Origin of the sequence: Nocardia araoensis NBRC 100135, assembly GCF_000308435.1 — a bacterium.
Classification (GTDB): Bacteria; Actinomycetota; Actinomycetes; order Mycobacteriales; family Mycobacteriaceae; genus Nocardia; species Nocardia araoensis.
Window position 1 is genome coordinate 53219 of record NZ_BAFR01000131.1, and the last position, 12840, is coordinate 66058.

General features: G+C 70.0%; 16 protein-coding genes. 3 read left to right on the forward strand and 13 right to left on the reverse strand.

Annotated elements, in window-relative coordinates; genetic code table 11:
* Positions 1 to 28: 28 nt before the first annotated feature.
* The gene (locus ON21_RS17830) at positions 29 to 1051 is read right to left on the reverse strand and encodes an Lrp/AsnC family transcriptional regulator (RefSeq protein ID WP_039799273.1); all 1023 of its coding nucleotides are present in this window, start codon (positions 1049 to 1051) and stop codon (positions 29 to 31) included.
* A gap of 99 nt (positions 1052 to 1150) precedes the next feature.
* On the opposite strand from ON21_RS17830, the gene ON21_RS17835 reads away from it, so the two are divergent.
* Entirely contained in the window at positions 1151 to 2560 is a 1410-nt protein-coding gene (locus ON21_RS17835; RefSeq protein ID WP_039799274.1) for an MFS transporter, read from the forward strand.
* Between the two features lie 69 nt (positions 2561 to 2629).
* Here ON21_RS17835 and ON21_RS17840 read toward each other — a convergent pair whose 3' ends face one another.
* The 3 genes from ON21_RS17840 to ON21_RS17850 are packed head-to-tail and all read right to left on the reverse strand — an operon-like array spanning position 2630 to position 4476.
* A complete protein-coding gene (locus tag ON21_RS17840; protein ID WP_039799276.1) occupies positions 2630 to 3079 on the reverse strand; it encodes a nuclear transport factor 2 family protein in 450 nt (149 codons plus the stop codon).
* 24 nt (positions 3080 to 3103) lie between these two features.
* Positions 3104 to 3985 carry a pyridoxamine 5'-phosphate oxidase family protein gene (locus tag ON21_RS17845; RefSeq protein WP_039799278.1) on the reverse strand — a complete coding sequence of 294 codons (882 nt, stop codon included), beginning with the start codon at positions 3983 to 3985 and terminating at the stop codon, positions 3104 to 3106.
* A gap of 29 nt (positions 3986 to 4014) precedes the next feature.
* A complete protein-coding gene (locus ON21_RS17850; protein ID WP_039799280.1) occupies positions 4015 to 4476 on the reverse strand; it encodes a VOC family protein in 462 nt (153 codons plus the stop codon).
* Between the two features lie 155 nt (positions 4477 to 4631).
* Here ON21_RS17850 and ON21_RS17855 point away from each other — a divergent pair, with 155 nt between their 5' ends.
* Positions 4632 to 5177 (forward strand): CGNR zinc finger domain-containing protein, encoded by a 546-nt coding sequence (locus ON21_RS17855; protein WP_039799305.1) that lies wholly within the window; start codon positions 4632 to 4634, stop codon positions 5175 to 5177.
* On the opposite strand, the gene ON21_RS17860 is transcribed toward ON21_RS17855, so the two are convergent.
* From ON21_RS17860 to ON21_RS17890, 7 genes are all read right to left on the reverse strand, one after another.
* Positions 5150 to 6394 carry a phosphotransferase gene (locus tag ON21_RS17860; protein ID WP_245562642.1) on the reverse strand — a complete coding sequence of 415 codons (1245 nt, stop codon included), beginning with the start codon at positions 6392 to 6394 and terminating at the stop codon, positions 5150 to 5152. The genes ON21_RS17855 and ON21_RS17860 overlap by 28 nt on opposite strands.
* Positions 6391 to 6585 carry a DUF3046 domain-containing protein gene (locus tag ON21_RS17865; protein WP_039799281.1) on the reverse strand — a complete coding sequence of 65 codons (195 nt, stop codon included), beginning with the start codon at positions 6583 to 6585 and terminating at the stop codon, positions 6391 to 6393. Before ON21_RS17865 ends, ON21_RS17860 begins: the two co-directional genes overlap by 4 nt.
* A gap of 63 nt (positions 6586 to 6648) precedes the next feature.
* Positions 6649 to 7806, reverse strand: coding sequence for a glycosyltransferase (locus ON21_RS17870; protein WP_039799282.1), 1158 nt, complete (start codon positions 7804 to 7806; stop codon positions 6649 to 6651).
* A gap of 59 nt (positions 7807 to 7865) precedes the next feature.
* Complete coding sequence (locus tag ON21_RS39280) at positions 7866 to 8039, reverse strand: hypothetical protein (RefSeq protein ID WP_039799283.1); 174 nt, start codon at positions 8037 to 8039, stop codon at positions 7866 to 7868.
* A gap of 164 nt (positions 8040 to 8203) precedes the next feature.
* Positions 8204 to 8833: a PRC-barrel domain-containing protein gene (locus ON21_RS17880; protein ID WP_083880699.1), complete on the reverse strand. Its 630-nt coding sequence runs from the start codon at positions 8831 to 8833 to the stop codon at positions 8204 to 8206.
* A gap of 78 nt (positions 8834 to 8911) precedes the next feature.
* Positions 8912 to 9079 (reverse strand): hypothetical protein, encoded by a 168-nt coding sequence (locus ON21_RS17885; RefSeq protein WP_157170867.1) that lies wholly within the window; start codon positions 9077 to 9079, stop codon positions 8912 to 8914.
* 159 nt (positions 9080 to 9238) lie between these two features.
* Positions 9239 to 10765, reverse strand: coding sequence for a bifunctional phosphatase PAP2/diacylglycerol kinase family protein (locus ON21_RS17890; RefSeq protein WP_063821086.1), 1527 nt, complete (start codon positions 10763 to 10765; stop codon positions 9239 to 9241).
* A gap of 239 nt (positions 10766 to 11004) precedes the next feature.
* Here ON21_RS17890 and ON21_RS17895 point away from each other — a divergent pair, with 239 nt between their 5' ends.
* Positions 11005 to 11205: a hypothetical protein gene (locus tag ON21_RS17895; RefSeq protein WP_039799285.1), complete on the forward strand. Its 201-nt coding sequence runs from the start codon at positions 11005 to 11007 to the stop codon at positions 11203 to 11205.
* 10 nt (positions 11206 to 11215) lie between these two features.
* Here the strand turns inward: ON21_RS17895 and pspM are convergent, their stop codons facing one another.
* Together pspM and ON21_RS17905 are read right to left on the reverse strand one after the other, a co-directional pair.
* The gene (gene pspM / locus ON21_RS17900; protein WP_039799286.1) at positions 11216 to 12106 is read right to left on the reverse strand and encodes a phage shock envelope stress response protein PspM; all 891 of its coding nucleotides are present in this window, start codon (positions 12104 to 12106) and stop codon (positions 11216 to 11218) included.
* Between the two features lie 138 nt (positions 12107 to 12244).
* Positions 12245 to 12840 (reverse strand): PspA/IM30 family protein (locus ON21_RS17905; RefSeq protein ID WP_039799287.1); only part of this gene is annotated, 596 nt, incomplete at its 5' end.

Genomic DNA, 12840 nt, shown 5'->3' on the forward strand with positions numbered 1-12840 from the left:
CCCTCCGCCCCCGGCGAACGCCCCGCGATCAGCGCACGAGCGCGATCCGGTCGGTGTCCAGCAGTGTCTGCGCCTGTTTGAGCACGCGCAGCGAAGGCGTCACTTCCACGTCGGTGATCCCGTCCAGCGCGCCGAGCCGCTCGGTCACGTACCGGTAGAGGTCCGCGGTGTCGCGGCAGATGATCGAAGCGAACACGTTGGACGGCCCGGTGGTGGCGGCGACGAAGACGATCTCCGGGTGCGTCGCCATCGCGCGCCCCACGGCGTCCAGATCGGCGGGCCGCACGCGCAGCCACAGCGCCCCCCGCACGCCGTAGCCCATCCGCTCGATCGCGAAATCGACGTCGAAATACAGCACCCCCGCCGCGGTCAGCTCGGCCATGCGCCGCGCGACCCGCGGCGCCGTCCACCCGGTCACGGCCGCGAGCTGGGCATACGGAGCGCGCCCGTCCCGGCCGAGCGAGGCGAGCATCGCCTCGTCGGCCGCCGAAAGGTCCACCGGCGCGTCCGGTCCCGCATCCGCGGCCCGGGGCCGAGCGGGGCCGAGCTCGTCGAGCTGAGCCGCGGTGAGCAGGTGCCGATAGCGCGGCCACTCCTCGTCGAGCGGAAAACGGTGGATGACCTCGTACGCGGTCAGTGCCAGCACTTGCGGGGCGCGCGGCAGGATCTGCAACAGCAGCGCGTCGCGCCGCTCGGTCGAGCGCGGCCTGCCCACGCAGGTCACCTCGGAGCCGGTGGACAACGGGGTCACCCAGCTCAGATCCGGGAACCGCGCCAGGGATTCGGCCAGCCGCAGCGCTTTGTCCGGTGTCGATCTCAGGCGCAGCACCCAGCGCGCGTGGCCGAGCGGCGCCGCGTTCACCTGTCCGGCCACGTGCAGAATCCCGCGCTGCCGCAGCGCGCGGTAACGCCGCGCCACCGTCTGCTCGGAGACGCCGAGCGCGCCGCCGAGCCGGGCGAACGGGATCCGGGCGTCGTGCACCAGCGCGTGCACGATCTGTTTGTCCAGCACATCCAATTCGGAGGATTCCCTCGGGCTGTCGGCACGCATAGGAGGAATCTAACGCGGATATCGCTGCGACTAGGTGGATCCATCCGATTCCCGCACGCTTGGCGTCGAAAATCGTTCGAATCCGCCGTGGAGGCTCCCGTGAGGAAATGGCTCCCCTTGTTCGCCGCGTGCCTCGGCACGCTGATGCTGCTCATCGACGTCACCATCGTGAACGTCGCCCTACCGGACATCGCCGCCGATCTGGACACCGGATTGTCCGGCCTGCAGTGGGTGGTGGACGGCTACGCCTTGGCGCTCGCGGCGCTGCTGCTGGTGCTCGGCTCGCTCGCCGACCGGGTCGGCGCGAAGCGCGCGTACCTGGCCGGACTGGTCGTCTTCGCGATCGCGTCGCTCGGGTGCGGCGTCGCCGAGAGCGCGGCGAGCCTGGTCGCGGCGCGGGCGTTGCAAGGCGTCGGCGGCGCGGCCATGTTCGCCACCACACTGTCACTGCTGCACGCCACCTACACCGGCCGCGACCGCGGCGTCGCCTTCGGCGTCTGGGGCGCGGTGTCCGGTGCGGCGGCGGGCATCGGAGTGGTCCTCGGCGGCGTGCTCACCGAGGCGCTGTCGTGGCGCTGGATCTTCTTCGTCAACCTGCCCATCGCCGTGCTGGCGATCGGACTCACCGCCACCGTGTTCCCGCCCGCCCGGCGGCGCGGGGGCCGAGCGGTGGACGTGCCGGGCATGACGGCCTTCGCAACCGCGGCGACGGCGGTCACCTACGGCGTCATCCGCGGCGGCGAGCACGGCTGGACCGACACGGCCGCCGTGACCGCGTTCGCGCTGGGCGCTGCCGCCGCGGCGATCTTCGGCTGGGTCGAAGCGCGCGGCGCCGCCCCGATGTTCCCCTTGGCGCTGCTGCGTAACCGCGAGTTCAGCGCGACCCTGTTCGGCGCGTCCGGGCAGACGTTCGCCGCGTTCGCGAGCACTCCCCTGATCTCGCTGTGGCTGCAACAGCAACTGCACATGTCACCACTGCACGCGGGTCTGGCCATGCTCCCGATGGCGGCGACCGCGTTCGTGGTGGCGGGCGCCTTCGGTCGGCTGCTGCACGATGTCGCGCCGAAGTGGACCATCGGCGCGGGATTGGTGGTGGTCGGCCTGGGTAGCTGGCTGCTGATGATCGTGGGCGCCGAGTCCTCCTGGGTCGCGCTGATCCCCGGATTCGTGGTGATCGGCACCGGGATCGGCGTCAACGCGCCCGCACTGGTCTCGGTCGGCATGGCGGCGGTCGCTCCCGAGCAGGCCGGCACCGCAGCGGGTGCGGTGAACACGGCCCGGCAACTTGGCCTCGCGCTCGGCGTCGCGGTGCTCGGCACCGTCTTCCGCGGGGTGGCCGACGCCGAACAGCCGATGACGCTGCCGCACTTCGTCGCCGGACTCGACGCGGCGTTCGGCGTCGCGGCGGCGGTGGGCATCGGATTCGGACTGGTCGCGTTCGGGTTGTTCCACCGGCAGCGGGCGGACGCCGGATCGTCCGAAGCCGAGCGGCAGGCCGTCGCCGCCTGATCGCGATCCGGCACGAAGAAACGGCGGCGTCCCGGCCGGGCGCCGCCGTTTCGCGTGGATCCGGCCGCCCTAGCGCAGAGGCAGCACCGACTCGTCGCCCGGATCACGCGGCCCGAAGATGCGCCGTTCGGCTTCTTCGATCCGGACATCGTTGATGCTGGCCTCGCGCCGGGACATCAGCCCGTCCGGCGCGAATTCCCACTGCTCGTTGCCGTAGCTGCGGAACCACCGGCCGGACTCGTCGTGCCATTCGTACTGGAACCGCACGGCGATGTGGTTGCCGTCGAAGGCCCACAGATCCTTGCGCAGCGCGTAACCGTTCTCGATGGACCACTTCCTGGCGAGGAACTCGACGATGGCGTCGCGGCCGGTGAAGAACTCGTCGCGATTGCGCCACACCGAGTCCTCGGTGTATGCGGCGGCGACCCGTTCGGGATCGCGCGTGTTCCAGGCGTTCTCGGCAGCCCGCACCTTGGCTATCGCAGATTCCGCATCGAACGGTGGTAGCGGAGGTCGCATGGGGCAGTTCCTTTTCTCGAAGTTTCAGGGATTCACGGGGGAGAGCTCGGCAGGACCCCACCGCAGCGCTCCCGCGGATCGCTCGACCACCTCTTCGATGGTGAAATCGAGGGAGCACTGCGCACCGGCTGTGAAAGTCTCCGGCGCCCAGACCAGTTCGGCGGTGCCGGTGAGCTGCAACGTGGCGCCCGTGGACCAGTCCGGGATCAGGATCCCGCAGCGGGGATCGACCGCGAGGTTGCCGAGCGTCATGAACATCGAATTGCCCCGGTAGTCCGGCCAGCGCAGCCGCGTGGGCGAGAGCACCTGCAGGAAACCGGGATTCCCACCGCGATGCGAGGCGTCGGCGTTGCCCTCCTCGTCCGCGGTCGCGACGAAGAACGTGTCGGCCGAGACGATCGCCGCCCGCTGATCCTCATCCAGTTCGGCGCCGTGACGCACCTCGGACGCCGCGCCGGATGTGTAACTCTCGATGTCCCGCCGGGAGATGTACTTGGGACAGTTCGAGTACACCTGATCGGTGACGATGCGCAAGCCTGCGCCGTCCGGCGCCGACCTCCCGTTGACGCGCATCCGCCTGCGCCGCTGCGGTTGCAGGGCGATCATGCCGACGCGCGAGCGGTGGGTCAGCGCTTCGTGCAGCGGATCGGCGGCGGCGGGCCGGGTGCCGATCGAAATGGTCCGGTCGTCCACCGCCCGGACGAATCCCGGCTGCCCGACCAGCTCGCTCGCCCACAGCCTGCCCGCCGCGTCGGCGGCGGCGAGCACCACCATCCGCTGTTCGGCCAGGAACCCGGCGGCGACCGCGGGGATATCGGGACGGATCATGCGGCCGACCCGTTCGGCGATATCCGCCTGCCCCATCCTGCGCTGCACGGCGACCTCCCCACGGTGGAACGCCTCCATCGCGGTACTCCCTTCGTCACCCAGAAGAATCAGAAGAATCCGCAGGTCGGGGCCGCACCGCTGGGCGCCGGAGCGGACTCGGCGCCACTGGGCGCGTATACCTCCAGCCGGATGCCGTCGGGATCGGTGAAGAAGATTCCACCGGAGGCGACGCCCTCGCCGTGCGCCACCACCCCGTCGTGGGCGAAAGCGACCGAGAGTTCACGCAGCACCCGCTCCACCGCGCGCACCTCGTCGATGCTGTCTACCTGGAACGAAAGATGATGCAGTCCCGGCGTTTCGGTGGAGAACGCGCCGTCGCTCTGCTCCCACAGCGTGACGACCAGCTTGCCGTCGCGACCGAGAAAGGCCCAGCGGCGCTGGTGATCGCCGCTCGCGGCGAGTTGTTCGAAACCGAGGGCCCGGCGGTAGAAGTCCACCGAGCGATCCAGATCGGAGACGTTCAGGCCGATGTGCCCGGTGCTGAGCTGAGGGGCGGCGACGGCGGTCATGAGTTCCTCCTCGGAAGATTGAACCGTTCTTTACGGTTTTACTGGTTAGAAACGTACCCACCTGGAAAGACTGGTGTCAACCGTTAAAAGTTATTTCAATGGTTAGAGAGGAGGTGGTGGCCGTGGACGACGACCCACGCTCGGTACCCTCGGGCATGGCCGATCCACGCCCCCACCTCGGTGAACCCCTGGCGCTCGATCTGTTGAACACGAGATGGATCGAGCACGGACCACAGGACCTGCTCACCGATGTCGCCGGCCTGCGCATCTGGCTGACGTCGGCGGGACTCACCGATCGCGCGACCCCCGACGAGGCCACCTTGAACGCGGTGCTGGCCGCCCGGACCGCCATCTACGACGTGGTGGTGCACGCCTCCCCCGCCGGACTCAACGACGTGCTGGAACACGGCCGCGTCCGCCGCGCGCTCACCGCATCCGGTCCCGCCGACTCGGTGGACGTCCCAGAGCAAGCCTGGCTGCCCGGATGGCTGGCCGCCGACAATCTGCTGGAGCTGTTGCGCACCGCACCCGATCGGATCCGCCAATGCGCGCATCCCGAGTGCGTGCTGTTCTTCTACGACACCTCGAAGAACGGAACCCGCCGCTGGCACTCCATGGCCACCTGCGGCAACCGCACCAAAGCGGCCCGGCACTACGCGCGAAAGCCTGAAGATCAGAACAATTCGTCGAGCAGCCGGTAATACGTCAAGCGGCTCTCGTCCGGCTCGGCCAGCCCGTAGGCCGCGAAGAAGGCCGTCACTTCCGCTTCGCCGAAATCCGCGCGCAGATCGCGGACAGCAAGCGCCAGATCACGGTAGCGGTCGGCCACACCTAGGCCACCGACATCGAGGACGACCCCGTTGGCCAGCACGTTCGGCGGGGTGAAATCCCCGTGCGCCACCACCAGATCCTCATCATCCGGCCGCTGAGCCAGCAGCCGGGCCAGTATGTCCGCCGGGGCGGATCCGGCGTTGTCGTCGTCGAAGTCGTCCGCGTCCACGAGACCTTCGACCACGTTGCGGCGCGCCCGCGCCAGCACCACATCCAAGCGCTCGTCGAACGGGCACTCGGCGACCGGAATGCTGTGCAACCGCCGCAGCAGCGCGCCCAGCGCCGTACCGATCGACGCCGCGTGGGCGCCGCCGGAGCCCGGGTGCGCGGACAAGCTGGGCGCGCCTGCGTCCGCGAGCACCAGCACGTCGTCCTCGAACGCAGCCACCTCCGGGACGGAGATCCCGTGGTCGCGCAGCCAGATGAGCCGCTGGTACTCGGCGACCGCCTTCGGCCCGCGTTTGAGCCAGTAGACGCCGTCGACGCGCACCACCCCACCGCTCATGCCCTCGTGCGCGTCCGACCAGTTCGGCGCCTCGCCGAACAGCGCGGAGACGCTGGGCGGCAACGGGATCGGCAGCTCGCCGAGCGTGTCCAGCGCGGCGCGGGTGGCTTCGATCTCCTCGGGATCGCCCTCGGCGAGGCGCAGCCGCATCGCCTCGGCCAGCAGCTCGCGCGCCTCGGACAGGCGGTTGCGCTCGGCGAGCGCCTTGCCCAGGTGCTGCACGGCGAAGGAGAGCACCTCCGGCGCGGCCGCCCGCGCGTGTTCCACGGCGCGGCGGTACAACGTCTCCGCGGTGCCCGCGTCGCCGCGGTAGCGGTAGACGTCGCCCAGATTGATCCACACGGTGATCCGGCGCCGCTCCGTGTCCACCAGTTCGAGCGCGCGATCGAGGTGGTCGAGCGCCTCGTGGTAACGACCGAGCAGCATGAGCTCGATGCCGGTCTGCCGATAGCTCGCGAAGTCGTCGGGGCGCGCCCGCGCCACCCGGACGGCCAAACGCTCCGGGTCGTGCGGGATCATCCGCTGCCGCTCGTCGAACCGGTACAGCGGCTCGTCCCGCTCCACCCGCCCGGGGGCGTTCACCAGCGCGTCCTGGGTACGTCGAATTCGGCGCACAGGGCACGCCAGACGTCGCGGGGATCGGTCCCGGCCTCGATGGCCGCGGCGCCGGTGCGTCCGCCCAACGCGGGGATCACGTGGTCGGCCAGCAGGGCGTCGCCGCGGGCCACACCGAACTCGGTGTGCAACAGTTCCTGAAACTCGGTCAACCGCACCGTCCCGAACTTACTCCCGTCTCGCGCGCCCGCTGGTCAGGGGCACACCGGAACCCGCTTCGCTCAGCGGTGAACGGCCTGGCAGACCTGGTGGCACAGGTCGACGGGGTCCGGGAAATCGGGCGTGGCGGCGGCCTCCCGTGCGGCGCGGGTGTAGCCGGGGTCGGCGAGGATCGTACCGACCGCGGCACGAACCGCCTCGGGCGTCAGCGGCCGGACGACGATCGAACTACCTTGCCGCGCAGCACGATTGGCCAGCTCCCACTGATCTCCCCCACCGGGAACGGTGACGATGGGTACGCCGGCGGACAGCGTCTTGGCGAGCAGGCCGTGACCGCCGCCGCCGACGACGACGGACGCATGGGTCAGCAGTTCGTCTTGCCGCCCCAGCCCCGCCGTGGCCCACGAGGGAAGGTCGGCCGGCGGCGTGTCCAGCATCGAAATGGCCACTCGCACACCGGCTCCGTCCAGCGCCCGCAGGACGGTCTCGGCCATGCCCGCCACACCGGTGTGCGCGGTCGAGGGAGCGACCATGACCAGCGGTGCGTCCCCGGGCGGGAGGTCCAGGATCGCGTCGGTCGGCTCCCACAGCAGCGGGCCGATCACGTGAGCGGACTCCGGCCAGTCGGGGCGTGGCACCTCGAGCGCGGGCAAGGTGGCGATCAGGCGCGCGGCGGGGCCGGGATCGACGGCGGGCAGGCCGACGCTCTCGCGCGCCCGCTCACGCTGGCGACGGCCGTTCCGCAGGGCTCGTGCCGTCATCCCGCGCAGCACGCCGTCGCGCACCCGCCCGCGCAGACCAGAACCGGGCGCGAGTCCGCTCCCGATGGGCGGCAAGCCTTTCGACGGCAGGTACAGCGGATGCGGGGACAGCTCCACCCACGGGACGCCGAGCCGTTCGGCGGCCATGCCGCCGCCCGCGGTCAGCACGTCGGAGATCACCAGTTCGGGCAGCATGGCGCTCAGTTCGGGCAGGATCTCGGTGGAGATGTGCGCCGCCCGCTCGTGAATGCGCTGCCCCGCGTCGGCGTCGTCGTCCACCGGTCGCGGCGCGAGGCCCTTGAGTCTCCGCACCCCGATTCCAGCGGCGAGCGCCGCGTCGAACCAGCGCGGACCGGTGAACAGGACCGGCTCGTCACCGGCCGCCAGGAATCGCGAGCACAACGCGATAGCGGGAAACGCGTGACCGGGATCGGGCCCTGCGACGACGGCTACTCGCATCCGCCTAGCCTGCCACACCCCCGTGCGGGCCGGTCACACCCGCATCGCGGCCTCCACCGCTACAGCTTGCTCACCGTCGAGTTGTCCGAGCCCGACACGGCCTTGTACAGCAGGTACAGCCCGAAGACGATGGCGCTGATCACCAAGATCGGGAACAAGCCTTTGATCAGCGCGCCGATGACGGCCAGCGCGATCCAGACGACCGCGACGATGCCGATGATCTTCCACAACATTTCGATGCCTCCAAGAAGTCGGTTTCCGCTTCGAGCATGACACTTGGAGTACCGGGAATCACCAGGTGAGAAGGGATTTCGGGGTGGAAATCAGGGTTGTCCCTGACATCCGACGACGGTGTGCGCGTCGGCGGACGCGCACACCGTCGTCGAAGAGGAGCCGATCAGCCTCGCGGCTCGACGTCCGGCAACTCCTCGGCCAGGGGATCATCGTGCGGCATGCCATCCGGTTCCCGCATACCGAGATCGGCCGTCTCGACCGCATAGGGATCGACCATCGGCTCCCGGCCGACGCGCGACCGATCGCCGATCGGCGGCATCCGCAATGTCTCCTCGTCGCGACCCGGGTGATTCCGCATGCGCGCCGTGGCGACGTCTCCCGGTTCCCCGGCCCCCCGCGCCTCCGGCGGGCGGGTCATCGCGGGACGAGCGCGCGGCGGCTGGGGCACCGGCTGCCTGCCGTAGACGTCCCAGGCGGACTGATCCGGATCGATCTGGTAGTGGTCGAACAGTTCCTGCTCGGCCTGCGGGCTGATCTGCCCGTTGTGGTCCAGCTGCGGCGAGGCCTTGACCGCATCCTTGCCGACTCGCACCTGCAACACGGCCGCATCGGGGCGATGCTCGGCGCCGGCCAGCGGAACCAACGCGTCGGCGCTGAACAGACCGGTGGATACCGCGATCCAGGTGGGCGATCCGGATTTGTTGTCGACGTAGACCCGTTTGACCTTGCCGATCTTCTCGCCTTCGGGGCCGTACACCGAGTTGCCGATGAGCGTTTCCAGCATTTCAGTCATGGGTTCCTCCGCAGTTCGTCCGTGCGATGCGCAGCCCGACAGAACGCGGCTGTCCACCGCGCGTGCTGGGAAAAGAGTTCACTCGCTTGTGGGTTGATCGGTGACGTCGGGTCCTGCGGCGACGCGCTGCGTTCTGCGCGACAGCCGCACCGGGTCCTCGGCGCTGTCACACGTCAGGTACCGGCTGACGTCCAGCCGCTGCGTGTCCTGGTCGAGCAGCGATCGACGGTAGGAAACATCGAGCATGACGTGCTCCTGCCAGTAGTGCATGTGCCCGACCCCAGACGGAGCCGGAAATGATCAGCTACACGGTGGCAACTACCCAGCGATGCCACGACCAAACCAGAAACAGTGACTGATTCGACGACACGCCGCAGCAGATGCGAGAACGTAGCTATTGGGTAGCTATTGCCGTGCGTTTCGCTGTGGGCGCTCCGTGTGCCCGCTCTTGACCAGCATCAGCGCCGACGGCCCGCTGGCGAACCGGAAGTCCTTGCCGCGAAGGTCGACCTCGCCGTCGGTGGCCAGCGACACCGGCTCCTCGGCGACCCGCACGTCCACGCGGGACACCCGACGGTGCCGATAGGTGGGCGAGTACGCCAGCGTGCCGGTGAACGTCGCGAAGATCAGCCGCAGCCGCGAGAACGGGACATCGGCGCGCAGGTAACGCACATCGAGGGTGCCGCCGCGCAGATCCGGACGCGACATGGGGATCTGGTCGGCCGGGTGATAGCTGCCGTTGCCGACGAACAGCATCCACAGCGCGACGCGAGTCCCATCGACGGTGACGTGCAATGGCTGGGCGCGGAACAGCACCCGCACCATCGCGATTCCCGCCGCGGGCCATTTGCCGATCCGGCGTTCCCAGCGCTCGCGGACGCGCACGAAATCGGGATAACCCCCGAGACTGGCGGTGTTGACGAAGGTCCGTCGCTCGCCGTCGTCGAGGCGGACCCCCGCCACGTCGACGCGCACCGCTTCACCCGCTTCCAGCCCGGCGACGGTCACGTCGGCCTGCTCCACCCCGGCGTCCCTGGCGAAGTGATTCAGCGTGCCACCCGCGAAGACCGCCAGCGGCAACCGGTGGCGTACCGCGTACTCCGCGACGGCGGACACCGTTCCATCCCCGCCGACGACCCCGAGAGCGCGGATGTCGTCGCGCCGCAGCAGTTCCTCGACCCGCTCCTGGAAATCGTCGTCGCCGCCGAGTTCGAGCACCGGAGCTGCGGGCAGCCGCTCACGCAGGTCGGTGAGCGTGTCGTCACCGTCGCCCGAGCCTGCGTGCGGATTCCCGATCAGCAGCAATCCGGCGCCCTTCGGCAGCGGGTCGATGTGTTCGACCGGCCCCAGGGCAGCCGGTTCGTCGTCGCGCACCGCCCACCATCGCCGGGTGATCAGCGCGACCGCGCCACCGAACAGCGCACCCGCGACCACATCGGACGGCCAGTGCACGCCGATGTGCACACGCGAATACCCCACCGCGGCGGCGACCGGGGCGACCGCGACGGCCGCCGCGGGCGATTCCAGCGCAAAGCCCGTCGCGAACGCCGCGGCGGAGGCCGCATGCCCGGAAGGGAACGACGACGAGACCGGCGGTGCGACCAGCCTGCGCACGAACGGAACGGATTCGTCCGGCGGACGCCGGCGCGGGAACAGCGGCTTGGCCACGCCGTTGGCCACGCCGCTGGCGATGCTCAGCGCGAGCAGTCCGCGCACCGCACCGCGCCGGGTCGAGCGATCCCCGGCGACGAACAGGACCACCCCGAGCGCGACCCACAAGCGATTCTTGTCGGCGGCGGCGCTCAGAGCCTTCAGCGCCCGGTCCGCCGGGGTCGCCCGCACGCGCGCACTGCGGCCGACCAGCCAGCGATCCAGGCTGCTCGTCATTCCGATCACCCCGCCGTCGCGTTCGCGAGTCGAGAGAAACCGCATCGCCGCAGCCTACCGACCGCCCGACCGCCCGCGCGACCGCTCGGTCCGGGAGCGAGCGCTCAGGGATCCGCCGGAGCCATCGGCACGGTCACGACCGATGCAATTTCAGTGCACGGATGTACTCTGATCTCGAACGCCAAACGGCGCTGCGCGACAACAGGGAAGGGATGATCGAATGACACAGACACCCCAATCAGCACACAGTCATGCACTGAATCTCATCTGACGGCCGGTCCCCGATGGAACAGACGAACGAGCTGGCACAGGAACTCGCGGCCGCGGCCAGGCGGCACGGTTCGGCGATCGCCGGAATCGTCGGGTCGGCCGCCCGCAAAGCGTCGTGGGAGGTGCTCGACCTCATGGCCGAGAGCCGCGAACTCGTCGGGGCGGCGTTTCGCGCCCGAGTCGAGGAACTTCGCCGCCAAGACCGGCCGAGCTGACCGGCCCGGATCAGATCGGTGGCCGCGGCGACGCGGGCACCGATTTGTCGGCCACCTCGATGAGAGCCTGCGCCCATCCGTCCAGCCGGTCGGAGGCGTGCCGCAGATCCGCCACGATGGTGTCGAAGTTGTGCCGCACCACGGTGTTCTCCGGCACCGCGAGAATCCGGCCCGCCGCGGCCACCACCTGCTCGTACTCCGCGACGCCCGCGTCGAGCCTGGCCAGGATCAGCCGCAGGTTCTCGCTGAGCGCCACCGCCGCGGGCGAATTCGCGCTTTCGATGGCGCCGAGCCCTTGTTCCATCGCCGTGATGTCGTCGGCCAGGGCATGCAGCGCCGCCGCCCCCGATGCGGCCGTCTCGAGCATGTCGGCCAGTTCGTCCGGGGGCAGCCGATGGGAACGCGCGATCTGAACGCCTATACCGTGCAACGCCTTCTCCGCCCGGACCAGACGCGCGATCGGCGGCCGGGCATTCGACCACAACGGTGGCTGCTTGCGCGGGAGGAATGCCGCCTGCGGCAGCGGCGCCCCCCGCAGCCGCAGATAGCGGCGCGTGCTCAGTGCCGCGCCGGTCACCAGTGCCACCGCACCGCCGCCGACCATGACCACCGCCCACACTGGAGCCGAAAGGGCAACGAGCCCAACGGTTCCCACTGTGGTGAGGCCGGACACCGTGCCCAACTGGAAGCTGCGGCGGCGGGCCCTGCGGCGGCGGCGCAGCTCCCGCTCTCGTGGATCGGCCCAGCGCCGCACGGCGACGAGCGCGTTCTCACCGACTTCGCGAAGACTGTCCGGCAGGCTGCCCGGCTGCGGCGCGAGCGCGGCTTGTGCCCGGATCATCGCCGTTCCGCGCAGATGCCTCGGGTCGAGTCGCCGCTCGCGAAATGCACTGCCGCTCATACCTTCTCTCCCACCGGTTGCACACATCGGACAGACCGAGACCCGACTCGGCCGACGGCCGGCCGGTCGGGTCCCCATGCCTTGTCCCCCAGTGAACCAGCCCCCACCGACACGTGTTCGCCGAACACCTGGTCGCCGCTACTGCTGCGCGGCCTGCCCCTTGTTCATCTGCGGCTGAGCCGAACCGGCCTGCGCCGGGTTGATGGCGGGCTGGGCGCCACCGGCGGGCAGCTGGTCCCCGCGCATGGACGCGCGGATCTGCTCCAGTTTGCTGTGCCCGGCCATCTGGATGCTGGCCTGCTGCACCTCGAGCATGCGGCCCTGCACCGAATTCTGCGCAAGTTCCGCAGCGCCCAGCGCGTTGGCGTAACGGCGCTCGATCTTCTCGCGCACCGCGTCCAGGCTCGGCGTGCTGCCCGGCGCCGAGAGCGTCGAATCCATCTGCTGCAGCGAGGCCGAGACCTGCTCCTGCATCTTGGCCTGCTCCAGCTGGCTCAGCAGCTTGGTGCGCTCGGCGACCTTCTGCTGCAACAGCATCGCGTTCTGCTCCACGGCCTTCTTGGCCTGAGCGGCCGCCTGCAGCGACTGGTCGTGCAGGACCTTCAGGTCCTCGACGGACTGCTCGGCGGTGACCAATTGCGCGGCGAACGCCTCGGCGGCGTTGGTGTACTGGATCGCCTTCTCGGTGTCGCCCGCCGCGGTGGCCTGGTCGGCCAGCAGGACGGCTTGGCGTG